Genomic DNA, 26,864 nt, shown 5'->3' on the forward strand with positions numbered 1-26,864 from the left:
TTCCGTTATAGACTTCCTCAGTCGGTCCTGGGGTGCAAAATGCACACTATCTCGTATGACCTTACATCTGATCGTCGTAGACCCAGAGTGCTGGTCGTCGAAGACGACGTTCTGGTCGCCTTGGACATGGAGCAATTACTCCTAGACAACGGATGTGAGGTCGTCGGACGGTCCATGACGGCCATGGAAGCGTTGGCGTTTCTCGACAGCGAGGAGATCGACATCGCGATTATCGATTACGTCCTGAAAGATGGGACCGCGGAGTGTGTAACCCTGGCTCTCCATGGCAAAGGCATACCATTCGCCATCTGCACAGGCCGCGGCGAGGGGGAAATGCGCGCGGTGTATCCCCAAACGCCGATACTTAGAAAGCCCTATGGAGCCGACGACTTTGCGAGATTGGTGGACACTTTGATCGCAGGCGAAGTTGGTCAGTACACACCCCGTAGTAAGCCGATTTGACTCTGACCATTTTCAGATCGCATAAAGTCAGTCGGTACCACACGAGCGGATTTAAGAACTTATCCCTGACTAGCTCACGAGCTAGGAATCCGCTTCAGGAAAAGCGCCTAGAGGAGAGTTTGAGTACCGGCACGGATGGACTCGAAGGTCCTGATAGCCACTGCCGCAAGCTCGTGGGCGTCGAGGCCTGATACGTTTCCCGTTGAGACGACGATGGTCGCGAGGACTTCCCGACAGCGTGGTTGATCTACGGTTTCGACGGTCGTGGACACTGTCGCCCAAGCAGCGTCAAAAGCCTCCTGGAGCCGGATGACGTCGTCCGGACTAAACGCTCCTGTTTGTAGGATGCGACGCGCACGCATGCCGAGCCCAGCTATTGCACGGGAAAGAATTCTCAAACCATGATAGTTTGTCAATGGGGCGCGGGGGGGGTAGCCGGTTCTGGAAGCCGTCCTTTGAGCAGCGCCGCTGCCTAAGTCTGCTTCCTCGCTGAGCCGTACCGGCATGTGCTGGGATGGCGTTGGCGGTGATAGAAGGTCTCAGGAAAAGCCCGCTTCGATGAACGGAGCCACGGAAGGCCGCGAACCGCGATCATTTCGAACCACTGCTAGAGCATTAGAGGAAAGCTCTAGGCCGGCCAGTTGAGAAGCGGCTATCTCGGATGACGTCCGCATTGTCACCAAGCGTGCGGGCGAGATCTGGCACCTTAGCTTGGACGGGTTGGCGGGACCCTACGCTAGTTGGAAAGAACAGTGTAGCCAGTAAAAATGTAGCCAGTAAAAATGTGTGTCGCATTTTTTTCTTCGTTCAAATTCATCCACGGTCGTCGGTGAATACCGAATAGGATCATGTCCACATGCTTCTTCGGCGATTCAGAGGCCCATCGCCTGGTGGGCTTTTTCCATGTGCTTGACGCATCCGTCCATGTCCTTGGCCTTCATGGCGGCCTTTGACATGGCGAGATGGTTTTTAGCTTCTTTTTTCTTTGCCGCGTCAGTCATCTTGCCGATTTGGGAATTCATCTGCTGCATGTGCGCGTTAGTACACCACTCTTCGCTTTGTCCTGCGCAGATGCCGCGAGACAACCGATTGCGATCATAGAAGCCGCTAAGATAATCACTCTAAACATTGATTTGATCCTTGTTCGGGATCTCCACACAACATCGCGAACATCTCGGGAGTTGCGGTCTCTTGCCGATTTAATGGATCGACCGCGCAGCCAAGCCTCGCTGACGACCTCGGCCAATGGTCCGTTGTACTCCCGCGAGTGACCACCAATTCAAATCCCATGTAGAGTGGTGACGTGCCGGTGCATTAAGTGACGTTCGAAGCAGATTCGGGCTCGCGCCGCTCGTCATGAAGGGACGGGTAAGAATGAAAGCGATCTTTCTCGATATCGATGGTGTGCTCAATTGCGATCGCACGGCCAATCCCCGCCACTTTCCCTATATCGTCGACAAAACGCTGCTTGCCCGCTTCCGCAAGCTCGTCGAGGCCAGCGGGGCGCACGTGGTGCTGACCTCCTCCTGGCGGGTCGATCCCATTGGACTGTACGCGGCCCGATTCTACGAAATACCGTTCGATGACATTTGTCCCGACATGCCGGAGGAGCCGCGACGCACGTCGCTGGCTCGCCGCGCATGCGGATTGCGGCCGTTATGTCGTAATCGACGATGAGGATGACGAACTCGACGAGCTGCCTCTTTTCCAACCCTCGGGACAGGACGGCCTCACTTCGGAGATCTGTAACGGGGTGCTTGACTACTTCGCAGGCAAAACCAACCGCGACATGCGAGCAGGCTTGATTATGAGGGTGGCTGAGAATATCCGCTCGGCGTTCCACCGAGACAAAGATTAATCCGCGGTGAGTGCACGTGCCCGGAACAGGTTAGATGTCAGCGCGTACCAATGCGTTGTTGTCGCGGCCAGAAACCGGCAAAATGTCCGCGTCCATCATTCTCTGTCGCGGCCGGTTGACACCGGGCCCATGCAAAAATCAAACGCATTGTGCGAAGAAGAGTTCATCAAAAAGAATTCGAAGGAACGAGTGGCGTTCATCACGCAATTTGGAAACTTCCCATGCTTGCAAATTGGACATTCGCGTCATCCCACCAGCACTTCTAACGGCGTATGACGAGATTGATGTGCATTCGACGAGCGGGCGACTCCGCCGTCATCCCTTTGATAAAAAGCGCGGCGGTTGGGACAAGGAAGAGTAGGCCCGCCGGAATCCACATGATGAGCCCAGCGATCTGCTGATCTTCGAGTGGTGTTAGCCCCCACACCGCCGAAGCGCTGCCATGCGCTTTGAATAGGGCGACGGGTGAAAGGAGCATCAGTGCGCCGGGCAGTCCGCTCAGCACGGCGATGGCCGCAACGTAAACCAGCGTTGCGTAATATCCCATTCTGCGTCGGCCCGATGGCTCGATCACAAGTTTCCAGAACATGATCGCAGTGACGAAGAAGGTGAGATGCTCAAAGGCGTGGATCCATTCATTCTCGAGGCTCCATGCGTAAGGCTGCGGCAGATGCCAAAATGAAAATGTGCCGAGGAACAATGCAGCAACGACGAGTGGCTGCATGAGCCAGTCAACAATCAAGCGCAGAATGCGGGAGGGGCGTGAACTCGACAAGATCTTTCGCGCCTGGTGCGGGAACGCCCAGAAGCCGACGACGACTGGCCGACTCCAGACCGCGAGCGGCGGGATGAGCAACATCAGCACCAGATGCTGCGCCATATGGGCTGAAAACAGTGAGTCCGTGATGTCGTCGACCGGTTGCGATAGGGCGACGATGAATAGAATGGCAGCCAAGCTGAATGCGAGCGTTTGCCAGCGGGTGACTACGCGGTCGCCGCCTACGCGGCGGCGGATGCGATACACACCGGAAGCATAGAGAAGCGTCGCCGCCGTGACGATAATAGCCTGCAGATATTGAAGCGTCGCCGCTGCCTCCGCGTCGGCATCAATGTGCGCATGCGCAAGGGAAGCGGACCCGGCCAAAAACGCAAAAGCCAGTAGAACGATCGTCAGCATGGCGGCCCCATGATTGTCCCGATCGCATCGATGATGACGGCGACGCCAAACAGCGCGCTGGTCAACATTCCGCACATCGCGAGAAAGCGCGCGCGTCCCTCCCCACTGTGGACGAGATGATGCGCGCCGCCACCGCGTTCGGAGCGCGGCTCGCGCCACCGGCGATAAGCAATAACGCCGGCGACGAATGCAAGCACCACTGCCAGGATATCGATAAGCAGTATCGTTGCGATCCGTTCCTCGGGAAGCGCCATCGCGCCGATGTCCGCAGCTCCAGTGCAATGCTGGCCGGCGATCGCATAGTTCACCAAAAGCCGCGCGGCCCAGGCGAGCGGAGGGGCGACAATTGAAAACCACGTCAAGAGTTCGTGGCTGCTTTCATGGCGTGGCGCGGGATGTCTTGAGGCTGGATATGGAAGCTCTTGTGGCATCGTGCACCTCAAATCAAATACGGTGTGATGTAGAAAGTGAAGAAGACGGTCAACCAAACCGCATCGACGAAATGCCAGTAGGCGGAGCCAATGGAAATCCCAGCGTGACGCCGATCGTCGATCACGCCAAACGCCAGCCACACGATGAGTGCAAGAGTGATTATGAGGCCGACGACGACGTGCGCCATGTGAAAGCCGGTGATTGTAAAATAAAGCGAGCCATAGGGTCCGGAAGACATCGAGAAGTTCTTGCTGTGCCATTCAGCAAGCTGCACGCCGATGAATATCGCCCCCAAGATTGCTGTTAATACCATATTGAGCAGCGCTTCGGCTTTTTTGCCTGATGCAAACTGCCGATCTGCCCACCAGAAGGTCACGCTACTGAAGAGCAGAACGATCGTATTCGGAAGTGCAAGTTTGAGTGAAGGATAGGCATTCGGCCAATCCGCTCTCGCCTCGATCGCCATGTAGTAATAGCTGAAAAGCAGATAGGCGAAGATGGCCCCCTCGGTCGCAATGGCGAAGACCATTCCCCACCAGCCGGAAGATTTGTACACGTCGCCGGCCAGGACGCGGGGTTCGGTATGGACCTCTGTCGTCGCGGCATCGGTCATCGGGAGGCCTCCAGCGGCTTGAACGTTGCGCGTTCCGGCCACAGCCAGAAGAGTGTGGCGAACAGAGTAACGGTGAGCGTCACAGCGCCCCCAGGTACCGATCGTTCCAGCATTGAAACGAAGAGTCCTGAGACGCCGAGCGCCAAAACGAAGGGCGCGTAGGTGTCTTCCGGCATCTTCAAAATGGCATCAGGCTCGGCATCGACTGGCGTTGTCGCCAATGTTTCGCGGCCGTCATCGAGCGCGAACCCACGCGTGATCTCGGAACGGTCATCACTTGCCCGGAGAAAATCCTCCCAGAGGGGATGTCTGCTTGCGACCGTCGGTATCACGGAGAAATTATACGGCGGCGGAGGAGAAGAGACCGCCCATTCCAGCGTCGGCGCGTTCCAGGGGTTCGCTCCGGCGACCGCGCCGCGCCTCAGACTGACGACGACGTTGATCAGAAAAACCAGAATGCCGAGCGCCAGTATGAATGAGCCGATGCTCGAAATCATATTGAGCGTATTCCAGCCGAAGTCCGGGCCGTAGGTGTAGACGCGCCGCGGCATTCCCCAAAGGCCGGTCAAATGCATCGGCAGAAAAGCGACGTTGAACCCGATGAAGGTCAACCAGAAGTTCCACTTGCCGAGGCGCTCATCCAGCATGCGGCCGCTCATCTTCGGGAACCAGTAGTAAAGGGCGCCAAGTACGGGAAAAAGATTGATCCCGATCAGCACATAATGAATGTGCGCCACGATGAAATAAGTATCGGTGAGTTGCCAATCGACCGGAACCGACGCGGTCATGAATCCCGAGACGCCGCCGATGACGAACAGGATGATAAAGCTTGAGAAGAAAAGAAACGCCGTGGTCAATTGCGGACGGCCAAGAGCGATCGTCGCGATCCATGCGAACACGGCCGTCGCACTTGGAATGACGATGACGAAAGACGCCGCGCTGAAGAACGACATGCCGATATTCGGCAAGCCCGTGGCGAACATGTGGTGCACCCAGACGCCAAATCCGAGTACCATCGTCAGTACGGTCGCGAGCGCAACGAGCGTATAGCCGACAAGCGGCCGCCGGCAGAACGTCGGCAATGCATCGGAAACCATGCCCATCGCGGGCAATACGATTGCGTAGACCCAGGGGTGTCCGAACATCCAGAAGAGATGCTGCCAGAGCAGCGGCTGGCCGTCCTTCGAGACGTCGTAAAAGTGCGTTCCAAACCGCCGGTCGAGCCAGAGAAGAAAAAATGCGAGGCTGACGGCAGGAACGGCGAGAATGTTTCCGGCGGACGCGGTCAGCGTTCCCCAGACCAGGATCGGCATCCGGTTGACCGACATCCCTGGCGCGCGCAGCCGCATCAGCGTCACGACGAAATTGATGGCGCCGACGGTCGTCGAAATGCCGAGAAGGATTAACGCCATTGCGTAAACGTCAATATTGAACCCGGGATTGAACTCCTTGCCTGTGTAGGGAACATAGTTGAACCAACCCGCATTCGGCGCAATGCCGTAAGCGAAGCCCGCGTAGAGGATGACACCCGAGAAAAGATAGATCCAGTACGAGAATGCATTGAGACGCGGAAACGCCATGTCGCGTGAGCCCAAGAGCAGCGGCCAGAGATAATTGCTGAGTCCTGACAGTATGGGAGATGCGTACCAGAAGATCATCGACACGCCATGCATTGTGAAGAGCTCGTTGTATTGCTCCGGTGTCAAAATGTTCTGATCTGGACGCGCGAGCTGCACGCGCATGATCAGCGCCTCGATCCCGCCGAGCAGCAAGAAGCCGAACGCCGTCACGATGTAACGGATGCCGATCGACTTATGATCGACCGACGCGATCCAGCCGAGGAGGCCAGGAGGTGACTGCCAGATGCGCTGGAGCTTGGCGTGAAGGGCTGGTGTCGAGTCCTCGAAGCGAATGAGATCGGTCTCGGTCATCGGTGCCTCACTTCAAGCTCGTGAGATACATTGTTATTGACTGCATTTCGTTGCTGGAGAGCTGCACCTGGGGCATACGCGTGCCAGGTTTGAGCTGCTGGGGATGGGCGATCCAGGCGGCCAGGTTGCCTTCGTCATTCGGGATCGTGCCTGCGGCGAGCGTCGCTCGCGTCATCAAGTGCGAAAGATTGGGCCCGAAAATGCCACCTGCGGGTGTGCCACGCACCGCATGGCAGGCGGCGCATCGCCGCTCGAACGCGACAAGTCCGGCTTTGGTGTCGGGAGTGCCCGGGGGTTCTACGAGCTTCAGCTGATCGTCACGCCACGCATCGAATTTGTCTCGCGGTGCCGCGACGACGCGAAGCGCCATGTGCGCATGCTGCAATCCGCAATATTCCGAGCACGTGCCGAGAAACGTTCCTGGCGCGCTCGCTTCGATCCACGTCGTGTTGATCTGCCCCGGAATAACATCGGTCTTGCCAGCGAGTGCTGGAACCCAAAATGAGTGGATGACATCGGCCGATCGGAGCTTCACCTCGACCGGTTCACCGACGGGAATATAGATTTCGTTCGCCGTTAGGAAAGTCTTCGACGGATCCTTGTCGAGGTAGTGGACTTCCCACCACCATTGCCTCCCTGTGACTTCGATGGTGACAGAGGGCTGGCGCGGCGGGCGATTGATTGCCGCTAATGTGACCATGGTCCATCCCACACATCCTGCGAGGAGCAGCGTGGTCGCGATGAGGCCCCAACCGAAGATATTGAATCCGCTGACTTGGGACGCCACACTTGGCGCCTCTGTTGTGGTCGGCGGGCGCGCCCGGAAGATCGCCCAGACGACGAGCGACGAAAAGAGAATGACGACGAAAATGGACATGAGAAGGAGGCCCCACGTCAAATAGAGGGTCTGCTCCGCCTTCGGTCCCGATGATGTCAGGTAGCTCAACGGTGCATCGGCTGATGCAACATTCGGCAGAGTTGCGTAGCCGGCGAGGATCAGGTGCACGAGGAGGTCTCTTTTTTTGTAATTCCTCGGCGACACGGCTGCCTTCCTTGTGACGTTCCTTTGCCGAGCGGCCCGTGCATTGGGCGGGCTGCTTGAAACGAGTGCATTAGACCTGGCGAGTTGGGCCAAACCGGCTCATCAAGCGGAAGCTTTGGGTTCCTCGCGAATGGTCAGCAGGCGGAGCGATCAGAGAGGCCGAACTACGCGCAATCGCGGGCCGAGCCTCTTGGGATCTTCCGTGTGGCAACAGTCCCGGCACGGTGAGGTTCCAGAGGGCAGTCCATTTTCGCGTCCTGTTGGCGTCTAAAAATATCGATGCAAAATATGAAAATGCGCCCTGTAGTTTTGCCCTAAATGCCAGCGGCGATGCAGCAATCTCATGCGTTGCAAAATAGCGCGATATTTTGTGCAGTCACACTCGGCTTGATGGAGGAACACACCTCGCTGTCAGGAATTTTCCAATAGTAGTGCAAGGAGATTTTGAGGTGGCAAACGCACCAATTCACCCCGTCCCCATCGAGGGCGGTAAGAAGAGCGTCCTCAGCGGCAAGGACCCGATCAGAGGCTTGGCCAAGTCCGAAATGAAGGGCGCACAAAGTCGAAGCGACTTCAGCTGCGAGAGTGTCCTCAGCGGCCAGCAATGCGTCGGAGGCGTTAAACCGATGGGTCGGAAGAAGTAAGGCGAAGGACCGCTTCTCGTGATCTTTGAGAAGGAACACCCGTGATGAAAACTTTAAGCGACTTGCTGTTCACTTTCGCGATCATAGGTGGGCCTATACTCCTAGCCGTCCTCTATCTGTATGGAGCCAACGCGACGAGACAGTTGGACGGGCGTCCAGGCTCCAGAGCTGCTACTACGCGCGCGACCGAACAGATTTATCGTGACGCCGAAGCCGAACGGAAGCAGAAGGAGCTATCGGCCGAGCGCTCCGATCGTGTCGTTGACGAAATTGAGCTTAGAACTGGAACCACGGGCTGACGAGTTTAAGAGCTGCACTTCGCATTTCTAGGAGGCGGCCGATCGGTTCTTGTACGTGGGTCTGCGTCACCAGGGCCATGACCAAACACAGTGATTGCTCCGGCCCCTTCGTTCAGGTCTGAAAGAAAGGGATGGTCCATTGAACCATCCCAAGCGAAACTCAGCGGTTTTTGTTGCCGTGTTTTCCTGCCTCGGGGTGCTGCTCCTGCGAGCCGCCGTGTTGTCCGTGTTGCCCTGAGGACGAGCTTCCACCCTGCTGACCGCCTTTCTGGTGACTTTGATCCTGCTGATGGCTGGGGTGCGAATGCTGGCCGCCTTTCTTGCCGGCTTCCGACGCCTTCTGTGGATCATTCTTGAAATTGCTTCCTACCATTTCGAGTCCTTTCTTGTTCTTCGATGAACAGAAAGGTGACTCGATAAGGCAGGATAAGGCTGCGCAATTTCACTGTCCCCGGCGAGGGGACTAGTTGCGAAGCCGCAGCCGGCTTAGGGAACGGGACATGGCGAGAATAGTTTTCAATGCCCATAAGAAGGAGCTCCGGTATGAAAAAGATCCTTATCGGCATCGCCGTCCTAGCTCTGTCGTTGCCCCCAGCGTTATCAGCATTCGCCACGGAGTATCCGCCTGCCACGCCGCCAAATTCCGGTCCCGGAATCAAGGGCGAGCCTGGAAATAAAAGCGGACGAGCCGTAGAACCGCCCGATCAGAGAGCCGGGACTGGCGCCTCGCCTGGAGAAAGTGGCAGGAGCCTCAGAACCCCGACACAACCTTCGCAGGACTCGGCGGGCGTCAAAGGTGAACCCGGTAACAAGAGCGGCCGGACTGTAGAGCCGAAATCTGCGAACTGATTTCAGCCGGCCTAGCCGCCGGAATAGCCGCCAATAATGGGAAGCACCTCTCCCGTGATGAAGCTTGAGCAGCTGGGAGAGGCGAGAAAGACGAAAGCGGGCGCAACTTCTTCAGGCTGTGCAGGCCGCTTCATCGGCGTGTCGGCCCCGAACTTCGCGACGCTCGCTGGTGGCTTGTCTGCAGGATTGAGCGGAGTCCATACCGGGCCTGGTGCCACCGCATTCACGCGAATACCCTTGTCGATGAGGTGCGTGGCGAGTGAGCGGGTAAAGGCATGAATGCCACCCTTGGTCATCGAGTAGTCTAGCAAATCCCTGTTGCCGAGAAGGCCCGTGACTGAGCCGGTCATAACGATCGCGCTTCCGTTCTTCATTTCGGGAACGGCAGCTTTGGCCATATGAAAATAGCCGTAGAGGTTGGTCTTGATGGTGCGATCGAAGTGTTCTTCCGTCAGATCTTCGAACGCATTCACGTGTTCTTGAAACGCCGCGTTGTTGACGAGGATGTCGAGCCTGCCAAACTCGTCGACGGTTTTCTTCACTGCTGCTTGACAGAATGCCGGATCGGCAACATCGCCGGACAGGAGAATGCAGCGGCGGCCCTCCTTTTCGACAGCGCGCTTGGTCTCTTTGGCATCCTGATTCTCGGTAAGATACGCTATGGCGATATCAGCTCCCTCCCGCGCAAAGAGGACGGCGACCGAGCGGCCGATACCTGAGTCTCCGCCGGTGACGAGCGCGACTTTGTCCTTCAGTTTTTCTGACCCCTTGTAGTGGGGGGCGTCATACATTGGCTGTACCGCAAGCGCTGCTTCCTCACCGGGCTTCGCAAGATGTTGATCTGGTAGCGGCGGTTCGGGATATTCCCGCGCACCTGCTTGCATTGCGCGGGATTTCTTTACGGTCTTGTGGCTCTTTTCCTTCTCATCAATCTCGCGCTGGATGTTACGTTCGGCGCGCGCCGCGGCCTCCGCGCCCTTGCGGAATTTAGAAAGGTCTACCGTATTCGAGCTGTGCGCAGAGGAATTCATAGCAATCTCCGATGTGTCAGGTCCTTAACGCTAGGCCTCTACGTGCGTTCCTCGCGGCGCGTCTCGATAAGGCCCACATTCAACTGATGAAAAACTGTCCGCACATGGCGATAGCGGCTGCGCCCATCACAATGACCGTGATCCATCCGAGCTTCAGCAAAGTTCCCCGGATACGGAATTTTCCCATCACTTCAGGAGGGCGATCATCAGCATCGCGATCAGCACCGGGACGGCCGCCAACCCATTGAGGACGGCGCTATAGAAAAGTGCCTTGATCGGGTCTCGTAAAGTTCAGGATCGTGCCAATGATGGTCGACAAAGCAATCGTTGCATAAAATGCCTTACCTTCCCGCGGACCGAGGGCAAGACCGGTCCTCCAACGGAAAGTTTCGCCCGCTGCATAGGCGGCAGAACCCGCTAGCATAGGAATCGAGAGAAGACCTGTCCCGATGATGCCGGCCGCGAAGAGCCAGAACGCATACTCGCCGGCCATTGGCCTCAGTGCTTCGGCAGCTTGCGCCGAGCTTTCGATATTTGTTTTTCCCGCCACATGAAGGGTAGCCGCGACGGTGATCATGATCGATATCGCAACGAGATTCGAAAAAGGCATACCGACGGCTGTATCAAGACGGATACGTTGCAGCGCGCCTTCCGCCTGTTGTGGCTTTCGCTTCAGCGGTTGGCGCCTCGGGATCTCGTGGATATCTTCGACCTCTTGGGAGGCCTGCCAGAAAAATAGATAAGGGCTAATTGTTGTGCCGAAGATCGCGACGACGGTTTGCCAATAGTTACTCTCCATCGATGGGTTCGGAAGCAGCAGACCCCGTAACGCTTCGCTCCAAGAGACCTGCACGACGAACAGCGTCACAACATAAGCGAATAGCGCAAGGGCAAGCCATTTCAGAACAGAGACATAACGAGTGTACTTAAGGAAAATCTGCATCAGGATACAGATGACGCCAAAGCCAACTACATAGAGGAGGCGCGGCCCTCCTAAGAGTAACACCCCCGCGTCTCCCATTGCCCCGAGATCAGCGCCACATTCTTCTCAGCCCGCCGCTCGCAAAAAAGCTGAAACGAGCGGGCGTCGATCGGAATGTTCGCGGACGCGCTCGCGCAAGTGACCACGCGCCTGTCTGGGTCGAATTGAAATGATAAACGAGCTTTTCCAGAGAATGCTGTTGTGCCGGGTAGGAACTCTTCTCTCCTCGCGACATCGCACAACTGCTCAGGCGGGTTAGTAAGGGGCGTGGAGCGAACTCTGAAGCCCACCGCGGTGGAGCATCACTTCGTGCTGGAACGATGTCATGGCGATGCGGTTCTCCACTGGAATTGGATCTTCGCCACGGAGAGAAGAACAGATGAAAGCTCTGGTTTGGCACGGAAAGGAGGATATTCGATGCGACCAGGTTTCTGATCCGGAAATAGAGGAGCCCCGTGACGCGATAATCAAAGTAACGAGCTGCGCCATCTGCGGCTCGGATCTGCATCTCTTTCATAACTTCATCCCGGCGATGCTTCCAGGTGATATCATGGGGCACGAGATGATGGGCGAAGTCGTTGAGATCGGGTCGGGAGTTAACGGCCAACTGAAGAAGGGCGACCGCATCGTCGTTCCCTTCACGATATTCTGCGGGGAATGCGACCAATGCAAAGCTGGGCATTACTCCGTCTGCGAACGATCCAATCGGAAGAAAGATCTTGCCGATAAAGTTTTTGGGCACAGCACAGCTGGGCTGTTCGGTTATAGCCATCTAACAGGCGGCTATCCTGGGGGGCAGGCCGAGTATCTGCGCGTGCCGTTCGCGGACACCACGCATATTAAAATTCCAGACAGCTTGAGCGATGAGCAGGCTCTTTTTCTCGGCGATATTTTTCCAACCGGATGGCAGGCTGCCGAGCAGTGCGGCATACAGAAAGCGGACACAGTCGCCGTGTGGGGATGCGGCCCCGTAGGTCAGATGGCAATCCGCAGCGCCATGCTACTCGGCGCTGAACAGGTCATTGCTATCGATCGCTTGCCCGAGAGGCTCAGCATGGCCGAGGCGAGCGGTGCCACGATCATAAACTTCGATGACGAAAGTGTCGTCGATCGTCTTAACGAACTGACGCACGGCAAGGGACCGGACAAGTGCATCGACGCGACGGGCATGGAAAGCCATGTTTCATTTTCCCAGCCTGATACAGTCTATGATCGCGCTAAACAAATGGTGGGTTTGGAAAGTGACCGTCCTCACGTTCTGCGCGAGATGATATACGTGTGCCGCCCTGCCGGGGTCATTTCTGTCCCTGGGGTCTACAGCGGATTCATCGACAAATTCCCAATAGGCATGGCGATGAACAAGGGCTTAACGTTTAAGATGGGTCAGACCGACGTCAATCGTTGGACCGACGACCTTTTAGAACGGATATCCGAAGGACAGATTGATCCTTCTTTCGTGATCACTCATACGGCAGCCCTAGAGGACGGCCCCGAGATGTACAATGTATTTCGCGATAAACGCGACAGCTGCATCAAGGTCGTCCTCAAACCATAATCGGATTTTGAAATGAACTTATCCAGCAATATGACGCGTCTGCCGTCGGATCCAAAGATTATTCAGACTGGGAACGGCAGCGCCGGTCCGGTCGATAGGTTAAGCCGGGGCCTAGCTTGGTTCGGGATTTGTCTTGGCACGGTCCAACTTGTTGCGCCACGCCGTTTGAGCAATGCCCTCGGATTATATTCGCCGAACGCTCCCGCGGTGATCCGCGCTTTCGGTGCACGGGAAATCGGAGCCGGCGTCATAACGTTGTCGACGGAAAAAAAGATTGGCCTTTGGGCACGCGTCGCGGGAGACGGGATGGATATCGCCGCATTGACCGCAGCCCTCAGCCCTTACAACCCGCAACGCCAAACTGTAGGCGCGGCGCTGGTCACGGTCCTCGGTATCACGGCTCTCGACCTATTTGCTGCAACTGAGGTCACCGCGCGATCTGCAAGAAAGTCGCAACCGCGGGATTACTCAGGTAGGAGCGGCTTTCCCAATGGTGTCGGTCGTGATCGGCACGGCGGCTTGATCTCTGCGCAGGCTGGGGAGGCGAACAGTTTTACACCGCAGCATCAGCATTGATAAGCGTGCCGCAGCGATCAAAAAAGGCCCCGCTTTAGTCGAGGCCAATCTCGGTGCAATTGATCAGCGCAAGAGCTTACTGTTTTGGCTTATTGCCATTAGTGCTCAAGCTTGAATCCGATTTAGTGTCCGATGCGCCCGGCAATTGTTTGGATGAGCTGCCAGACATGCCTGTTGAAGCACCCGTAGACTCTGAGGCTTGCTCATTCTTGGCGGCAGGATTAGTGCCGGCATCTGTGCTGGTCGACGGCTTCCCGCCAGTTGAATTCGCATTAACATCGGTCTCGGCGGCTAGTGCCGGAGCTGTTGCTGACAACGCAACTAACGCGGCTGCGGCAAAAATCGTCTTCATATTACGTTCCTCCAATTCTTGTTGTACTCCGCGAACGCTACCCGTAGATCGGGCGTTCCCCCAATACGCCGTTGGCATCTCGAAATTTTATGAGAGCTCGGGCGGTCCAGATGGTCGGTACGCGCACTGTTGTCCGCCGGCTCCCGAGCGATGTTTGCACGTCGAGGGCTCTAACATCGGTCAACTACGCAAGGGCGCAATAATGCCAAATAAGAGCGCGTTCGTTACGGGAGGAACGGGCTTCATTGGTCTCAACCTCATCGAGCATCTCGCGCAATCCGGCAGGGCGGTTACAGCGCTGCATAGGCCAGGCTCCCGGCTGGCGCGATTACAGCAATACCCCGTTCGTCTCGTGGAAGGGTCGATCGAGGATGCCGACTCGCTCAGAAGGGCCATGCCCGAGGAGCTCGACGCCGTTTTTCACGTCGCCGGTGATACCAGCATGTGGCCGGGCCATCATGGAAGGCAATGGCGGAGCAACGTCCATGGTACGCGCAATATGGTTGCGACGGCCAGCGGGCACTTTCACCAGCGAAGATGGTCCAGATGCCTCAAAGGAAATGCTGCGCTTCTTTCTTCAACATCGTCAAACTCCGACGTAAGCGTTGCGCTGCTGTCGCAGCCAGAAACCGACCGCATCCATCGTTCTCTGTTACGGCTGGTTAACACCGGGCGCGTGCAACATCTTATCGTTCTCAGGTAATGAAGGTTCCGTGACTTGAATAACACGAGCCGCGCGGATCATTTGAGGTTGGTCGCTGAAATATCAGGTCAATCTATTACTTTCTTGGGACCCAATTAGGTCTGCGGCTCCTTTTGCTAAGCGGTTGCCGCGACAAGCGAGTGAGGTAGTATGGCGGGATATTTTCAAAGCCTTCCAATCTCGATGGCAGATCTGGCGGATTGGGAGGATGCCGGTCTACGGCTCTCGCATGTTCCGGAGCTGCTTCTGCGAATTTATGACATCAAAGCGGAACCCTCCAAATTCCGGCTCAAAAACGCCGCCAACGTCGCACGTTACGCGGCATCGACAACAGCGGAACCAGCGAAGACACTTGCCCTCAACCTCGCTGAAGATCTGGAGCGGCGCGCAGCCTGAGGGTTCGAATAGCGCAGCAGACCCAAGTTCCACCAAGCCAGCGCGTCGATCCCAGTCCGCGCGTCCGACTCCCCAAGACGGAGCATTCGCAAATTCAAAAACCCCACGCTCGGAGAAGCGTGGGGTTTTCGCGGTCGTGGGTTTATTTACAGGCGCTGTTCTCGAGAATACACAGCATGCAGACTTTATGCCCGCGGGTCAAACCCGCAAGGCTTGAAGCGTTCGTTGTTATTGGCGTCGCAGTCTTTGGTGGGGCTGCGACGCCATACGGCACAACTCCGTTTTGTCGGCCGTCGGACCCGCCGCTGAAGCATAGCGCGGCGACCTGATTGTGGCTTGGATGACGCGGGGGAGCGAAAATCCAATGCCACACATGAGCAAAATACCCGTTATACGGACGTCGGTTCCCGGCCTGCAAACCGAGGTGTTTCCAAGGTGATGTCGGTCGTGGTGGTAGTTGTAGATTGTCGACGGTAGTTATGAGACCGAAGTAAACCGAAAACGCTTAACGCGCCTCTGAAGCATCGCTCAGCGGTCGCGGTTCGCTACCCGCCAGCGCACTTCAGCCAATCCCGCGATCGCCGCCGATCGATAAGCCGAGTCCCGCTTAGAAGTGCTTGCCGGTCGCCAGTGTCCCGGGGCTGCTCCCAATCTGGTTCAAATTGCGCAGCATACTGAGCATATACCGATCCGGCACTCGTAAGTGGCGTCGCAGTCGCTGGGCCTGCGACGCCATCATTGCGGCCCGACCCATCGGCTGGCGGCTGCCAGCGGCAACCCTCTTTGCGGCTCGAATGACGCGCGGGGGGAGGGGCGAAATCCAATGCCGCACATAAGCCGAATACTCGTGGTTCCCCCGTCGGTTCCTGGTCCGCAAGCGATGTGCTAGTTACGGATTGACGACGGTAGAGCAAAGTTACGTCCTGGGGCGATATCGTGAGACGGCATAAGCCTTCAGCCGCTCAACTTCAAATTGACCCGCCCTGGATGGATCTAACAGGGCTTTCGCAACTTGATCCCGTCCTTCCGCGTCCTCGTGTGGCAACCTGAGTTCTGCGCCCGTTATCTCGAACGCCGACTTCAGAATATCGAATTGTTCTGGGTGTGTAAATACCGACGGGAAATCTCACAGCGAACACTCCGGCGTTAGGCGAGACCTCAGTGGATCTCAGCCAGCAGAGCCTAGGGTTCTGACTGCCGATACTGTGCTCTTAACACGCTTTTCCGATGGCGTCCGTTGCTGTGGCAGGATTAGTCGCTGCAGCTGCGAGCGCTTTCGCACACCATTTCTCGCATTATCGCCGGTAGGTTTGGTGCCCGCCATCTCAGATCTCGGTTTTTTTCGCACAACGGAGAAGGATCTCGGACAGTTCCCGCAATAGAGGGCGTCTAGCGCCTCTCGGATCTCAGCCATCGACAATGGTTCGGGCTTTGTCCGCCAACCTGTCTTCGACGCTGGCAGTCACCCTTATCTGCGTACCGAAAGAGCGGCTTTTCTGGATGTTTTCGGGCGGAACACCTAAGATTTCCAGACGGCCAATTGCTCTGTCAGCAAGGTCTTCATTGGGGAATTCTGCCGCTACGGTTTGTGGTGCCATGGCGTAGGCCTTTGCTCGTTCTGCATCACCTGTGGTTGGATCCGTAATGCTTCGACCGATGATTCAAGTAGATGTTCAAGGGTATGATGCGCGCGGATGGAAGCTCCCGCGTATACCACCGTTTTACGCGGTAATACTGGTCGAGGATGAGGCCGTGGAGGATGAGCAGCACGAGCAGGAGAGGGCCGACAACCAGTGCGGGGATAAGGAAGAGGTAATTCGAAGCAGTGAGATTGCGCATGAAGTCCCTTTGACTCTTTTGCGCGCAACGCGCGCTTCCGAGGAAGGGTTCCCGGCAGTAGACCAAGTGAATAAAACATCCTGAAGATGGCTGGCCACGGTTTAGCCCCCCAATACAGAAGGTAAACGTCCTTCGTGGTCGACGGCGGCTCACAAATTGTAACGAACCAAGCCACCTCAACGGCGTTTTCGATGCATATGCAGGCTTGTGTTTGGAGTAGCCCGATGCATCGTAGTTTCGAAGAGCTGGGGGCCGTGGTCGACGGGATCGCCTATGGCCATTTTACCGGCGAGGCGCAATTCGACGAGACAGGGTCGGTCGTCGTTATCGACATAGAGGGAAGCAGCTTCGATGGCCCAACCCTCACTCTCGGCATCGACGATCTCGTTCGGGAGCGCATTAACCTGCGACGTAGATACGGCGTTGATTTCGAGAGCGCCGGAGGGGCCGCCGCTCGTGCCCACGTTATCAAATTCACGCTCTTCCAGAGCCTATCCGTCGCGTTAGAGCTGCGTTACCGGGACGACATTCAGGACTACCTCGTTGACGTGCGCGAAGGCCGAGCTGCGGACGCGGCTTGAGTCACTCCTGCTCACTCGCGGGTAGCGAGGCCACCGGGCCCCGCTCCTCTTCCCGAATAGAGCCCTTCGGAGCGCGAATAGATTTGTCCACATCAATGGCGTTAAGTCCTCCCATACGGTTCTCTCGCGATATGCGAGTTGGTTGCCCAATCTATTCGTGTTGTGAGGTGCGGGGCGGAATTGATTTGCGCGGTATGCTGCTGAATTAAATATCTTCTTTAACCGACAAATCATCGCCCGGGTGAAAGCCGTTTCACCAGGGAATACTGTATTTTTAGACATTCGCCTTAATTTTGGGGGGCCGTTGCCCGTGACGATCTCCGAGCCCGGCCCAAAAGCCGTGAACTCATCTGGCCATATCGCGAGTGTAGATGGGCTACGTGCCTATTTGGCATGGACAGTCGTGATCACGCACATCGTCTGGTACACAGGGGCAGATGGCTTATTTCCGATATTGACTAGGGTGAGATTGGAAGGCGCTTATGCGGTACAGGTGTTTATCATCCTAAGCGGTTTCGTGTTGACGCATCTCATTATTGGCCAGCATGAAAATTATGGGAGGTATATTGCGCGCCGGGGTTTTCGCATTTTTCCGGTGTATTTGATCTGCTTGGCGGCCGGCGTCGTCTGTTCGAAACTCTATTCCGATACGATCCTGACGCTGCCGTGGGGGGATCTCACACCAAACGTGGAAGAAATGCGTCTCGACAGAGCGTCGTTGGCTGGAACGGGATTTGCTGCCCAGTTGTTCGCCCACGTCGGTCTTCTTCAAGGATTAATTCCAAATCAAATCGCGCATGGGTCGCAAGAAATTTTTCTTGCTCCAGCGTGGAGTTTATCGCTTGAGTGGCAATTCTATTTGATTGCGCCGTTCATTGTCGCTTTAGCGTTGAAGCCGATGGGGCCGCTCACGCTTTTCATATTCGCAACAGCGGGTTTTCTGGCGTTAGAAGGCGGCGTTTTCGGCGACTTCGATCTTCCGGGCAACTTGGCCTTCGGTGGCCCGTTTCTTTTACTCGGAATATTGACGCGCCTGTGCCTTTCTCCGCCATCTCAACGTTCGACATTGTATGCGTCTACGGCACTCGCATTGATAGTTTTCATTTCTGCCCACCATGCTAAGCAAACCGCTTTGCTGTGGTCGATGTTCGTGGCGCCGCTGTTGATACCCTGGAACTGGCTCAATTTAAAAAGCGTCGCGGCGATGGTTTTTGAGGCTCGGCCAATTCGCCTGTTAGGGAAATTGTCTTACTCAACGTACGTCGTTCACGTGCCTATCATTCAACTTCTGATTTTTATAGCCATTGGCACTTTTCAGTTTGGCCAAGTCGCGACCGTAATTTTCGTTCTGCTGCTGGCATTACCCCTTACGCTGGGTGCGGCTTACCTTCTTTACGTAGGCATTGAGGCACCAATGATAACGTACGCGAAGCGCTCTCCTCTTGTCTCCCCACGGGTCGTGGTAACCGGAACAGGCATTTGAAAATAAAAAGAGCGCCGGCCGGAATGATGCCGATATTCCCGAACAACTATAGTTGATGCAGATCCCCCTTCACACAAGAGGAGACGGAGCTTCGTCTTCTGCTCAGAAACTGAAGGTAATGCTCATGCGGCTCTGTATGCCAAAATCTGAGTGATGCTCGACTGACTGCGCGGAAACGGGGATTAAGAAAACCCCTACAAATGCATTTCCTTATTCCTTGACCTGAGAGATTGTCTTGTCAATCCATTCGGGGAGGGCACAATGAAACGCTGTTTAGTGGCGATCGCAACTTTATTGATTTTATCTGCGAGCTGTAACGCGGGATCGTTATGCAGCCCGAAAGATAATAACGCTCGTATCCTGACCGCGCCCAAACCCAACGCGATTGATCTACAATGGACGGGCGATAACTCTGTTGGGACCGGATGGTCGTTCTAAGTAAATGAGACGGTCAATTCACAGACCGGTCTGTTCGCCAAGGGCGACCTGCATGGCAGTCGCGGCGGCATCGCTCAAAGAGACGTCTATATCCTGATGTCCGAGTGGGACTGCGCCGAGGCCGGCGAAGAAAACGTCGAAGGATTAGAACGCGTAGAAGGTGATCCGAGAGAGGGTAACGGAGGTCCAGCTATTCCCTCCCCTCCTGAAGCAAACCTGCCGCAAACATTTTCGGTAGTCACAGAAAAAGGACGTCGTGTTTGGCTTCGCGTCACGAATTTCGGGCGAATTGTAACGATATCCCAAGAGTTCCGATCCTTCCACGGCACGGATTCCGAAAATCAGAAGATGAACGATTACCGCATGACTTATCGGTTTGAGCCGACAAGCAACCGGGTGCCGAAGCAAGATGGCATGGTCGTGGGTTTTGAATTCCGACTTCCCGAGATCCATCGCGGCGATCGCCTTGTCGTGAACTATAGGGTGTCTCGTCCGCACGAGGTAGCAGAGGGCGGAATAGGCTGGGAGGATGTCGATTATCCCTGGGTCTTCGACTCGTCCTATTCAGGCACTGTTCGAACAGTATTTACGGGATTTCACAGTGCACCGAATACAGCAACTCTGGGGGAGTGGGAGGTAAGCCTACTGGCGAATGGCAAGAGACTTATCGAGCGAAAATTTGAGCTGTTCGACCCAACGGGGGAAACCAAGGCACCGGGAGTTGTGGACGTGCCGGACTCCGTAGCTCCGTTGGCCGAGTTGACCGGAGTGTGGGCGCATTCGTCTGAGGACTGCCAATTGGCGAACAGCGGCGCGCTCGCCAAAATGACTCGCTTCGACTCCAAGCAATATCAGGTTATGGGATTTTGTGGTGCTAGTTTTGAATACCTTCACGAAGCATTTTCTTGTCAAGGTACCGATGTGAAAAAGGTCGGCGACGATCTCGATGTCGAGACATCGTGTAGGCTCAAGGACTACGACCCGGACAAGAAACGCATTCACATAAAGGTCCGCAACGCAGATTCCGTGCAGTTCCTGGACAACGCGTTCGAAATAAACGGAAACTATGTCCGCTGTTCGAGATCATATATGTGTAATCAGAACTGAGCGAGTGTGGCTTAGTAGAAGACTGCAACGCTGCAATCGGCAACACAGCAACTTAGTGGGTGATCACGAGCTCGAACCGTGGACGAGTGCGAGTCTGGTTCATCCCGCAAGCTCGTGATCGCTGGTCCGCGAGTGACTCGCAACACTTCCGCGTCCTGGCTGACGTCGCAATGACGTTGGGGATCCCAAAGGCCGCGCGATGGGACATCGTCAAAAAACGTCCACCGAGCGCTCCCTGTTTTGCGCTCGCCATTCTTTACCAAAGGAACAGTGTTCCCACCGCATGAGCGGATTTGCGAAAGTCGTCGAATAGGGTGACCATTTGATACGAGACGCCCGGTTCATCACCTGACCGTGGCGCAGGGACAGGCATCGGGCGCGGCCGGAACCGATGCCGCCAAGACACCGGAGGGAACGTCCTCGCGGGCGCCTGACTCGAGCAAACAAAAGTCAATGGACTGAGCATCCAATTGGGAGTCGCTTCGCGCGGCTCCCGTTGCGAAGAACGACCAAGGAACTGGATACGATGAGATGGCCCATCGCTGTTGTCATGATTGCGGTCATTGGAGTGGCCGCTTGGTATTTCGCGTCGCGAGTGCCCATCACATCGACGGTGGACACGCACATGGGAACGGAGGCCGGTCCTGGCCCTTCCCCGCAAAGCGCTCCGCCCCCGTATCCAGCGAGCCCGACGCCGCCAGCTCCCGACGCTACGACTCCGAATAACAAGCCATAACCATTCAAACATTAAAGCCTGATCGATGTGGCGTCTTCTGACTACGGCCTTTGAAAGTTGGCTTAATCATCGGAGCCCGAGGCTCGGAGCTGCTCTTGCGTATTATGCAGTCTTCTCGATGGTGCCGCTCCTTTTGATTGTCATCGCCATCGCCGGTCTCTTTTTTGATCAGGAGACGGTCACGAAGGCCCTCAGCACTCAGTTTTCAAGCTTGATAGGCCCAAATGGTGCCCGCGCCCTCGATGCCATGAGAGAGGGCGCTGCCTCCACTTCGACGGGAAAGGCGGCGTCGATCGTCGGTATCATACTTCTAATCGTCGCGGCGATTGGCGTTGTCGCCCAATTGAAGGACGCCTTGAATACAATCTGGGAAGTGGATGAACGCAAAGAGAGGGGTTTTTGGCCGTTCTTCCGGACCTACATTGTATCGATGGCGGGGATTATGGCGCTTGGCTTCCTGCTAGCGACGTCGCTCGTTTCAAGCACGGTGCTGGCCTCGGTCTCGCGATTTTTTCCCGAAAGCAGCGTCATTGGGCAAGCCGCAGAACTGGTCATTTCATTCATCGTTCTGACCGTTTTGTTCGGCGCGCTATTCAAGTATTTTCCGGATACCGCCGTCTCCTGGTCAGATGTGTGGATCGGCGCGGCGGCGACCGCAGGGCTTTTCGAACTCGGGAAGCTGGGCATATCGTGGTATATTGGGACGCAGGGGTTTGAGACGACGTACGGCGCAGCAGCGTCTTTGGTGGTGCTCCTCATCTGGGTCTATTACTCCTCTCAAATCGTGTTGTTTGGAGCGGAGCTCACGCGCGCCTATTCGAAACGCGATGTCACATAGATACGCGCCGCTGGTGAACTCGTCCGTCGGGGTGGCGTTACAGATGAAGGGACCCGGATAGTTCCCGCGATATTGTTTTCTTGCGTAATGCAAAACATTAGGAACCACGCTCAGCGGTGTCAGTATCAAACCCATGCGCGGTCGGTTCTGCGTTCCCCCGCGCGTCACCGGGCCGCGAGCAGGTGCCGGGAGGATTTCACTCCGTCCCAACGGTGCCCGGCGGTTCAGCTTCGCTGTTTCCTGCAGGAGAGGCACGCAAGTTGGAGAGGCGCCGTAGTGGCCACCCCCCTGCGACGCCTCGCGATCGGCGCTAATGGCCGAGCCACGGCCTTCGTACGAATTGATTCGGATGCCGAGATGCCGAAATTTGTGCACTTGCCGAAGAGGCATGACGTGGCCAATTCGGGACCAGGAATTTATGTCGGTCTTTACGAGGCGAGCGGAGACGCGCGGATCTGGTTTTGCCGAGAACGTATTTTCGATGCAAGCACAGCGGAGTCGGCAATCCATTGGTATCGAGAATTCAGAACAGCGCTCCTTAGGCAGCTCCGTCGTGACTTCACGTCTGGCCTGCACGGTGCTTCTCAGCGAGCGAATGTCTACGCATTGTGTGAGTGTTGCCGCGCTTTGAATGTCCTAAGCCGCAAGCATAGCCACTGGGGCATTTTGGAAGGCATCGTTGACGGTCTGCAGGCGCTTTGTTGTGCTCTTCACCGTCCACCGAAGAATGTTACAGCTTCTCTCAGAGGCCTGGTTAGGCACAGCACAATAAGCAAACTATTTATTGGCTCGTATCTCCTTTTTTCGCACAACGGAGACCCGCGAGGCACTGTTCCGGAAAGCCGAAAACATTCGTGAATTGAACGACCACCAAGAATTGGATATCCCGCGCCGGGGAGATCTGAGATGTCGCCTTACGACTCAAGACTCTATCCCACCGAAGCCGACGTGGATCGCGCCTTTCATCCATTGCCGAAGTGCGATGCCTGGAAGGCCGTGACGTTGGCGCACATCGATGAGCGCGGAAGGTTGACCCAGGCCGAACTTGCAGAGCGGCTTCGTCTGGATGAGCAAACCGTCGCGAATTTTGAAAAGGGCAAGCACGCTCACGGGGCGATCGATGTGGCCGTGCGCATGATGTACCTTACTCACGTGACCCCGGCTGAGGTTCTCGGGAAGGTCATTCGCGACATTCAGCGCGCCCTTCCTCGCGTCGAGATGCCCGACGTTCCTCGCAGAAAGATGGTTTGTGGCTGGGAAGATCGTCAGGCCGCATAGCGCGAACCGGGTTGCAATCACCGGAACCGAGCCCACCTACGCGGTGTGCTGCGTAAACTTCCATTCATCCGCCCCATGACCCCGACTCCCGTGAAGACCCCGCCCACGGGCGACGAGTGGATTCACGAGGTCAAATTCGACGGCTGGCGCGCCCAGGTGCACCTCGACGAGTGCGAGGCGACGATCTACAGCCGCAACCGCGCGGATCTGACCAGGCGCTTCCGCGCCCTGGCGCCGGTCCTCGCTGAGATCCCGGCCCGATCCGCCATCATCGATTGTGAGCTGGTGGCCTGCGACGAAAGCGGGATGCCGTGCTTCCGGACCCTCATGGATCATCGCAGCAAGGGCGCGCCGCTCTGCTTGTGGGCCTTCGACCTCCTGTCGCTGGACGGCGTGCGGCTGCTGCCGCTGCCTCTCCACGAGCGCCGTGCGCGCCTGGCTGACCTGGTCGCGGCGGCCGACACAGAACATATCCAGTTCTCGGGCGACTTTCCGGACGCCGCAAAGCTCCTGGACACCTGTCAGCGCATGGGGCCTGGAGGGGATCGTCAGCAAGCGTCGTGACAGCGCCTATAGGCCGGGTCCGACCCGCGACTGGCTCAAGTGCAAAACGGCGGTATGGAAGGCCGCGAACCGCGATCGCTTCGAGCTGGTGCGCAAGCGCTAGATAAGGGGTCGATTCTCGGCACAGCTCGAAAGTCTCGATTTCCGCGCTTTCACTGGCGATCCAGGTGGCATCCACCCGGCGTCCCGCTGTGGCCTCGAGAAAATTGGGTTAAGCAAAAAACTGCAGCAGCTAGGGCGGGCGCTCGTACATCACAAAAGTTGACTAACTCTCTTCCGACACGCCCGGGGAAATTAGCCCGTTGTGCAAACCCAATGAAAACAAGCGCACTTTTCCAATTTTTGGGGAACGACGTTCGGCGTCGCAAGTATTTGGACTGATGAAACTTCATCATTGCGGAGTTGGGCATGAGGTTAGCTCACCATTCGTCGATCGATCGGACCTCGACCAGGTCAGCCGAGAACTTCTATCTGAAGCATTTGACCTAGCATGCGACGAACTCCGCCGGCGCGGTGTGCAAATTGCCAAGGTGCCGCGCTTCGAAGATGTCCTATCGGAGGTGCTGATCAGTCTGCATAAAGCGGGGCCGGTCGGCGTCCATCAGCTAGCACGGTTACGCGGCCTTCCACGTCAGACATACCATCACCGGTCCGAGCCGTAACCGCCTCCAATGTGAGTGGGACAGAGGCCTCCGCTGATTCCAAGGCGCAAATGCCAGGGCGTTCGGAGTCACAAGAGGCGTGAACTTCAGACCAACTTTGCGCGCCGGGTGCCATCTGTCGCCGAGGCGCCGCTATCACTAGCGAGCTAGATTTGGGGGACACCTAGGTTGATGTGCCCATAAGCGATTGTGCACCTCGGCGTGACCCAGAAAAAATCAACCAAACAACGTTCACACAAGGGCAATGCATCGAGCGACAGAACGCATGAGGGCTTTATTCACACTTTCGGGCGTGGAGCTCGAAGCTGCTTCATCGCAAATGAGCTTTCTAGCCACCGATCGCCCCGTCGCGGATGCGGCCCGCGCAAGCGCGGGCGTTTAATCAGCGGTCCTTATTATTTGGAGTGCGGTCCGAAGTCCCTTCTTGGGTCTTCCCAGCATCCGTACCCGGAGCGCCAGCCTTGGAGGAACCCTGTACGCGATCCGGTGATGGGTTGCCGGGCGTGCGGTCGGACGTCTTGCCCTGTTCGCCGGTTGATGTGCCAGCAGCAGATCCAGAATTCATATCGAGGTCCTTCTTCATTTGGTCAGAGGACTGCTCTGCGGCCGCGGCCGCACTCGCTGCGACGCATGCAAGGGCGGCGGCAGCGATTACTGTGTGCTTAAGGTACATGTTGCGGTCTCCTTTTCGGGGCTTGAGCCCCTAAATAAAATCGTCGGGGGCGGGTGCGGTTCCTCAGCACGCAGATGATCGTGGTCGCCGCGTTACCGCTCTTTCCGCACGCCCTTATAGGGCTTTTTCGCGGGTGCTTTTTTCTGATCAATAAATTGACCGGAGGCCTTACTCCGTTTCGTCCAGGTGTCTTCGCCCTGGAGCTTCGTCGCCAGTTGCGACCGTTTTCGCAAGCACCTTTTCTGGCGTTGTCGCCGGTCGGTTTATTGACAGCCATGCCGGATCTCCGTTTTCCGCAAAACGAAGACCAACAACGGTATGTTCCTGGCATCAGGCGTGATTATCGGAGCTTCGCCAACGCCGCCCGAATGGCATCTTCCTCGCCCTCAAAGCGCCGGACAAGCCCGCAATCGATCACCTCAAAACCATCGACGTGCGCAGCTGGAGCCCCTGGCGCTGACAGGACGCGTAACGCCTGAGTTCCCAAAAGCAGGTGCACCGAATAGTGGCGCGGGTTCAGGCGAGGCTGGTAGTGCTGGCGGATCCGCCGTAGAGCTGCCAACGACACCATAGGAAAAGCGCGACCTGAAACAGGAGCCCGAACAGGTTCCTCCCAGTCAACGGGTCGATCCAGAAAATCCTGCCTCACCTTCGCTAAAAGATGAAATGCTCGGCAGAGCGACGGCGGTAGTGACATTGCAAGTCTCGTACCGTGTAGATGCGGGTCCGCCTGTCGCTCCCCCTATTCCGCTGTGATCCCTATCGCCATATCCTGTGACGCATCTCTCTTTGCGGGCAACGGATTTTGCGGCGCAATGAGACCAAGATGGCGGCCAAACCACTTTTCCCTGATTTGCGCTATTATATGTTGGCGCTCGCGGTTTAGATGGCGCGACGGGCGATCCCGCATCCTCGGTCATTATTCCCGAAGGAGTTTTGCCCTCCAACGCAGATGATTTCGTCAGAACTAAATCTCTCTTGGAACCAAACAATATCGCGGTCGTTTATTGCGTCGGAAGTAAGCTCAGGCTTTTTCCGATACAGAGGCACTGGTCGAGAGTTCGGCTGGTGCCTCATTGGCCCTTCTCAAACTTATAGGATCGCGATGAAAGTTGGCGAGTTTGCCAAGCACGCCCGTGCGTCCCGACTGTCCAAGAAAGCGAAGTTTGAAGCTGCGTTTGAGAGAGCGCGCCGTGATCTACGACTGATCGATGCTGCTCCCTCATTGGCGTCACAGCCAATCACCAGTTTCGCTCAGAGACGCAAGCCTGATCGAACAATAATCAAGCTGCCTGACAGTGCGCTTCGCCGGCAAAAAGCCTAAGTGCGTATGCGCCTCGGGAACCGAAGGCGGGATTTTCGGGCTCACTGAGCAACGTCTTCGTCGTAGCATCGTCGTGTCGAATTTGCCGGTGTTCATTGACCATATTCTCTTTTTGTTCTACGCACGAAGCATGATCAAACGCACGGGCGAATTGAGCAAAAACAGGATCGATGCAGGATGCGATTTCAAGTCGCGCTTGCTCAGCGGCTGACCACCGGCAAGAAGCTCGATGAGGTTTACGCGTTCTGCAACGACGTATCGCTGTGTTCGCGCGGTCACGTGCGAACGTCCGCCGCATAATCACCGCTTCTTTTGAAGTAACTCGAACCTGTCTTTGTTCGCCGCGCGCCAAGTCGCCATTTTCGTCTTGAGCCAATCGCGCGTGGGACCCGATCGATAGGCACTGTCTCGGCGCTTCGACACAATCCCCTCCAGGCCC

27 protein-coding genes and 1 pseudogene are annotated in these 26,864 nt (G+C 56.5%); 15 read left to right on the forward strand and 13 right to left on the reverse strand.

The annotated features are described in order from the left end of the window. The first annotated feature begins 39 nt into the window (after positions 1 to 39). The gene (locus AC1DK3_RS17030; RefSeq protein WP_477193453.1) at positions 40 to 462 is read left to right on the forward strand and encodes a response regulator; all 423 of its coding nucleotides are present in this window, start codon (positions 40 to 42) and stop codon (positions 460 to 462) included. An 872-nt stretch (positions 463 to 1,334) separates the two neighbouring features. On the opposite strand, the gene AC1DK3_RS17035 is transcribed toward AC1DK3_RS17030, so the two are convergent. After that, positions 1,335 to 1,493, reverse strand: coding sequence for a hypothetical protein (locus AC1DK3_RS17035; protein WP_477193454.1), 159 nt, complete (start codon positions 1,491 to 1,493; stop codon positions 1,335 to 1,337). Between the two features lie 343 nt (positions 1,494 to 1,836). On the opposite strand from AC1DK3_RS17035, the gene AC1DK3_RS17040 reads away from it, so the two are divergent. Next, positions 1,837 to 2,139, forward strand: coding sequence for an HAD domain-containing protein (locus AC1DK3_RS17040; protein WP_477193455.1), 303 nt, complete (start codon positions 1,837 to 1,839; stop codon positions 2,137 to 2,139). Between the two features lie 443 nt (positions 2,140 to 2,582). Here AC1DK3_RS17040 and AC1DK3_RS17045 read toward each other — a convergent pair whose 3' ends face one another. From AC1DK3_RS17045 to coxB, 5 genes are all read right to left on the reverse strand, one after another. Continuing rightward, positions 2,583 to 3,497 (reverse strand): cytochrome c oxidase assembly protein, encoded by a 915-nt coding sequence (locus AC1DK3_RS17045; RefSeq protein WP_477193456.1) that lies wholly within the window; start codon positions 3,495 to 3,497, stop codon positions 2,583 to 2,585. Further along, positions 3,491 to 3,859 carry a hypothetical protein gene (locus AC1DK3_RS17050; protein ID WP_477193457.1) on the reverse strand — a complete coding sequence of 123 codons (369 nt, stop codon included), beginning with the start codon at positions 3,857 to 3,859 and terminating at the stop codon, positions 3,491 to 3,493. Before AC1DK3_RS17050 ends, AC1DK3_RS17045 begins: the two co-directional genes overlap by 7 nt. A 77-nt stretch (positions 3,860 to 3,936) precedes the next feature. Beyond that, the gene (locus AC1DK3_RS17055) at positions 3,937 to 4,542 is read right to left on the reverse strand and encodes a cytochrome c oxidase subunit 3 (RefSeq protein WP_477193458.1); all 606 of its coding nucleotides are present in this window, start codon (positions 4,540 to 4,542) and stop codon (positions 3,937 to 3,939) included. Further along, positions 4,539 to 6,473, reverse strand: a complete 1,935-nt coding sequence (gene ctaD, locus AC1DK3_RS17060) for a cytochrome c oxidase subunit I (protein WP_477193459.1) — start codon at positions 6,471 to 6,473, stop codon at positions 4,539 to 4,541. The genes AC1DK3_RS17055 and ctaD overlap by 4 nt, the downstream gene beginning before the upstream one ends. 7 nt (positions 6,474 to 6,480) lie before the next feature. Beyond that, on the reverse strand, positions 6,481 to 7,515 hold the full coding sequence (gene coxB, locus AC1DK3_RS17065; protein WP_477193460.1) for a cytochrome c oxidase subunit II: 1,035 nt from the start codon (positions 7,513 to 7,515) through the stop codon (positions 6,481 to 6,483). Positions 7,516 to 7,964: 449 nt separating this feature from the next. On the opposite strand from coxB, the gene AC1DK3_RS17070 reads away from it, so the two are divergent. Next, positions 7,965 to 8,159, forward strand: coding sequence for a hypothetical protein (locus AC1DK3_RS17070; RefSeq protein WP_477193461.1), 195 nt, complete (start codon positions 7,965 to 7,967; stop codon positions 8,157 to 8,159). 44 nt (positions 8,160 to 8,203) lie between these two features. Next, entirely contained in the window at positions 8,204 to 8,458 is a 255-nt protein-coding gene (locus tag AC1DK3_RS17075; protein WP_477193462.1) for a hypothetical protein, read from the forward strand. Between the two features lie 160 nt (positions 8,459 to 8,618). On the opposite strand, the gene AC1DK3_RS17080 is transcribed toward AC1DK3_RS17075, so the two are convergent. The 3 genes and pseudogenes from AC1DK3_RS17080 to AC1DK3_RS17090 form a co-directional block, all read right to left on the reverse strand. Continuing rightward, positions 8,619 to 8,831, reverse strand: a complete 213-nt coding sequence (locus AC1DK3_RS17080) for a con-10 family general stress protein (RefSeq protein ID WP_477193463.1) — start codon at positions 8,829 to 8,831, stop codon at positions 8,619 to 8,621. 487 nt (positions 8,832 to 9,318) lie between these two features. After that, positions 9,319 to 10,338 carry an SDR family oxidoreductase gene (locus AC1DK3_RS17085; RefSeq protein ID WP_477193464.1) on the reverse strand — a complete coding sequence of 340 codons (1,020 nt, stop codon included), beginning with the start codon at positions 10,336 to 10,338 and terminating at the stop codon, positions 9,319 to 9,321. Between the two features lie 256 nt (positions 10,339 to 10,594). Then, positions 10,595 to 11,362 (reverse strand): annotated as a pseudogene (locus AC1DK3_RS17090) (NRAMP family divalent metal transporter); the annotation flags it as partial. 337 nt (positions 11,363 to 11,699) lie between these two features. On the opposite strand from AC1DK3_RS17090, the gene AC1DK3_RS17095 reads away from it, so the two are divergent. Next, on the forward strand, positions 11,700 to 12,875 hold the full coding sequence (locus AC1DK3_RS17095) for a zinc-dependent alcohol dehydrogenase (RefSeq protein ID WP_477193465.1): 1,176 nt from the start codon (positions 11,700 to 11,702) through the stop codon (positions 12,873 to 12,875). A 306-nt stretch (positions 12,876 to 13,181) separates the two neighbouring features. Continuing rightward, positions 13,182 to 13,451: a hypothetical protein gene (locus tag AC1DK3_RS17100; RefSeq protein WP_477193466.1), complete on the forward strand. Its 270-nt coding sequence runs from the start codon at positions 13,182 to 13,184 to the stop codon at positions 13,449 to 13,451. Positions 13,452 to 13,527: 76 nt separating this feature from the next. Here AC1DK3_RS17100 and AC1DK3_RS17105 read toward each other — a convergent pair whose 3' ends face one another. Further along, the gene (locus tag AC1DK3_RS17105; RefSeq protein ID WP_477193467.1) at positions 13,528 to 13,803 is read right to left on the reverse strand and encodes a hypothetical protein; all 276 of its coding nucleotides are present in this window, start codon (positions 13,801 to 13,803) and stop codon (positions 13,528 to 13,530) included. 202 nt (positions 13,804 to 14,005) lie between these two features. Here AC1DK3_RS17105 and AC1DK3_RS17110 point away from each other — a divergent pair, with 202 nt between their 5' ends. Together AC1DK3_RS17110 and AC1DK3_RS17115 are read left to right on the forward strand one after the other, a co-directional pair. Then, positions 14,006 to 14,506, forward strand: a complete 501-nt coding sequence (locus AC1DK3_RS17110; protein WP_477193749.1) for an NAD-dependent epimerase/dehydratase family protein — start codon at positions 14,006 to 14,008, stop codon at positions 14,504 to 14,506. A 150-nt stretch (positions 14,507 to 14,656) separates the two neighbouring features. Beyond that, positions 14,657 to 14,902, forward strand: a complete 246-nt coding sequence (locus tag AC1DK3_RS17115) for a hypothetical protein (protein ID WP_477193468.1) — start codon at positions 14,657 to 14,659, stop codon at positions 14,900 to 14,902. Positions 14,903 to 16,308: 1,406 nt separating this feature from the next. Here AC1DK3_RS17115 and AC1DK3_RS17120 read toward each other — a convergent pair. Then, the gene (locus AC1DK3_RS17120) at positions 16,309 to 16,500 is read right to left on the reverse strand and encodes a hypothetical protein (RefSeq protein ID WP_477193469.1); all 192 of its coding nucleotides are present in this window, start codon (positions 16,498 to 16,500) and stop codon (positions 16,309 to 16,311) included. A gap of 25 nt (positions 16,501 to 16,525) precedes the next feature. Further along, positions 16,526 to 16,741 carry a hypothetical protein gene (locus tag AC1DK3_RS17125; RefSeq protein WP_477193470.1) on the reverse strand — a complete coding sequence of 72 codons (216 nt, stop codon included), beginning with the start codon at positions 16,739 to 16,741 and terminating at the stop codon, positions 16,526 to 16,528. Positions 16,742 to 16,965: 224 nt separating this feature from the next. Here AC1DK3_RS17125 and AC1DK3_RS17130 point away from each other — a divergent pair, with 224 nt between their 5' ends. The 6 genes from AC1DK3_RS17130 to AC1DK3_RS17155 all read left to right on the forward strand — a co-directional run bounded on the left by AC1DK3_RS17130 (position 16,966) and on the right by AC1DK3_RS17155 (position 23,766). Further along, positions 16,966 to 17,322, forward strand: coding sequence for a hypothetical protein (locus AC1DK3_RS17130; protein ID WP_477193471.1), 357 nt, complete (start codon positions 16,966 to 16,968; stop codon positions 17,320 to 17,322). Between the two features lie 241 nt (positions 17,323 to 17,563). Further along, positions 17,564 to 18,805, forward strand: a complete 1,242-nt coding sequence (locus AC1DK3_RS17135) for an acyltransferase family protein (protein ID WP_477193472.1) — start codon at positions 17,564 to 17,566, stop codon at positions 18,803 to 18,805. Between the two features lie 534 nt (positions 18,806 to 19,339). Then, on the forward strand, positions 19,340 to 20,350 hold the full coding sequence (locus tag AC1DK3_RS17140) for a hypothetical protein (protein WP_477193473.1): 1,011 nt from the start codon (positions 19,340 to 19,342) through the stop codon (positions 20,348 to 20,350). Between the two features lie 761 nt (positions 20,351 to 21,111). Continuing rightward, positions 21,112 to 21,924 carry a YihY/virulence factor BrkB family protein gene (locus AC1DK3_RS17145; protein WP_477193474.1) on the forward strand — a complete coding sequence of 271 codons (813 nt, stop codon included), beginning with the start codon at positions 21,112 to 21,114 and terminating at the stop codon, positions 21,922 to 21,924. Positions 21,925 to 22,830: 906 nt separating this feature from the next. Further along, positions 22,831 to 23,202, forward strand: a complete 372-nt coding sequence (locus AC1DK3_RS17150; protein ID WP_477193475.1) for a hypothetical protein — start codon at positions 22,831 to 22,833, stop codon at positions 23,200 to 23,202. A gap of 90 nt (positions 23,203 to 23,292) precedes the next feature. After that, positions 23,293 to 23,766, forward strand: a complete 474-nt coding sequence (locus AC1DK3_RS17155) for an ATP-dependent DNA ligase (protein WP_477193476.1) — start codon at positions 23,293 to 23,295, stop codon at positions 23,764 to 23,766. 1,044 nt (positions 23,767 to 24,810) lie between these two features. On the opposite strand, the gene AC1DK3_RS17160 is transcribed toward AC1DK3_RS17155, so the two are convergent. Further along, positions 24,811 to 25,101, reverse strand: a complete 291-nt coding sequence (locus tag AC1DK3_RS17160; protein ID WP_477193477.1) for a hypothetical protein — start codon at positions 25,099 to 25,101, stop codon at positions 24,811 to 24,813. Between the two features lie 1,501 nt (positions 25,102 to 26,602). Here AC1DK3_RS17160 and AC1DK3_RS17165 point away from each other — a divergent pair. Next, entirely contained in the window at positions 26,603 to 26,725 is a 123-nt protein-coding gene (locus AC1DK3_RS17165) for a hypothetical protein (RefSeq protein ID WP_477193763.1), read from the forward strand. Positions 26,726 to 26,864: the final 139 nt, after the last annotated feature.

The organism is Hyphomicrobium sp. 01T421 (assembly GCF_056398805.1).

What these genes read in the sequence shown, in the direction of transcription:
- AC1DK3_RS17030 (WP_477193453.1), top strand. Translation starts at nt 40, where the DNA reads ATGCACACTATCTCGTATGACCTTACATCTGATCGTCGTAGACCCAGA.
- AC1DK3_RS17035 (WP_477193454.1), bottom strand. Translation starts at nt 1,493, where the DNA reads ATGCAGCAGATGAATTCCCAAATCGGCAAGATGACTGACGCGGCAAAG.
- AC1DK3_RS17040 (WP_477193455.1), top strand. Translation starts at nt 1,837, where the DNA reads ATGAAAGCGATCTTTCTCGATATCGATGGTGTGCTCAATTGCGATCGC.
- AC1DK3_RS17045 (WP_477193456.1), bottom strand. Translation starts at nt 3,497, where the DNA reads ATGCTGACGATCGTTCTACTGGCTTTTGCGTTTTTGGCCGGGTCCGCT.
- AC1DK3_RS17055 (WP_477193458.1), bottom strand. Translation starts at nt 4,542, where the DNA reads ATGACCGATGCCGCGACGACAGAGGTCCATACCGAACCCCGCGTCCTG.
- ctaD (WP_477193459.1), bottom strand. Translation starts at nt 6,473, where the DNA reads ATGACCGAGACCGATCTCATTCGCTTCGAGGACTCGACACCAGCCCTT.
- AC1DK3_RS17075 (WP_477193462.1), top strand. Translation starts at nt 8,204, where the DNA reads ATGAAAACTTTAAGCGACTTGCTGTTCACTTTCGCGATCATAGGTGGG.
- AC1DK3_RS17080 (WP_477193463.1), bottom strand. Translation starts at nt 8,831, where the DNA reads ATGGTAGGAAGCAATTTCAAGAATGATCCACAGAAGGCGTCGGAAGCC.
- AC1DK3_RS17085 (WP_477193464.1), bottom strand. Translation starts at nt 10,338, where the DNA reads ATGAATTCCTCTGCGCACAGCTCGAATACGGTAGACCTTTCTAAATTC.
- AC1DK3_RS17095 (WP_477193465.1), top strand. Translation starts at nt 11,700, where the DNA reads ATGAAAGCTCTGGTTTGGCACGGAAAGGAGGATATTCGATGCGACCAG.
- AC1DK3_RS17100 (WP_477193466.1), top strand. Translation starts at nt 13,182, where the DNA reads ATGGATATCGCCGCATTGACCGCAGCCCTCAGCCCTTACAACCCGCAA.
- AC1DK3_RS17105 (WP_477193467.1), bottom strand. Translation starts at nt 13,803, where the DNA reads ATGAAGACGATTTTTGCCGCAGCCGCGTTAGTTGCGTTGTCAGCAACA.
- AC1DK3_RS17110 (WP_477193749.1), top strand. Translation starts at nt 14,006, where the DNA reads ATGCCAAATAAGAGCGCGTTCGTTACGGGAGGAACGGGCTTCATTGGT.
- AC1DK3_RS17115 (WP_477193468.1), top strand. Translation starts at nt 14,657, where the DNA reads ATGGCGGGATATTTTCAAAGCCTTCCAATCTCGATGGCAGATCTGGCG.
- AC1DK3_RS17120 (WP_477193469.1), bottom strand. Translation starts at nt 16,500, where the DNA reads ATGGCACCACAAACCGTAGCGGCAGAATTCCCCAATGAAGACCTTGCT.
- AC1DK3_RS17125 (WP_477193470.1), bottom strand. Translation starts at nt 16,741, where the DNA reads ATGCGCAATCTCACTGCTTCGAATTACCTCTTCCTTATCCCCGCACTG.
- AC1DK3_RS17130 (WP_477193471.1), top strand. Translation starts at nt 16,966, where the DNA reads ATGCATCGTAGTTTCGAAGAGCTGGGGGCCGTGGTCGACGGGATCGCC.
- AC1DK3_RS17140 (WP_477193473.1), top strand. Translation starts at nt 19,340, where the DNA reads ATGTCCGAGTGGGACTGCGCCGAGGCCGGCGAAGAAAACGTCGAAGGA.
- AC1DK3_RS17145 (WP_477193474.1), top strand. Translation starts at nt 21,112, where the DNA reads ATGTGGCGTCTTCTGACTACGGCCTTTGAAAGTTGGCTTAATCATCGG.
- AC1DK3_RS17150 (WP_477193475.1), top strand. Translation starts at nt 22,831, where the DNA reads ATGTCGCCTTACGACTCAAGACTCTATCCCACCGAAGCCGACGTGGAT.
- AC1DK3_RS17160 (WP_477193477.1), bottom strand. Translation starts at nt 25,101, where the DNA reads ATGTACCTTAAGCACACAGTAATCGCTGCCGCCGCCCTTGCATGCGTC.
- AC1DK3_RS17165 (WP_477193763.1), top strand. Translation starts at nt 26,603, where the DNA reads ATGCGATTTCAAGTCGCGCTTGCTCAGCGGCTGACCACCGGCAAGAAG.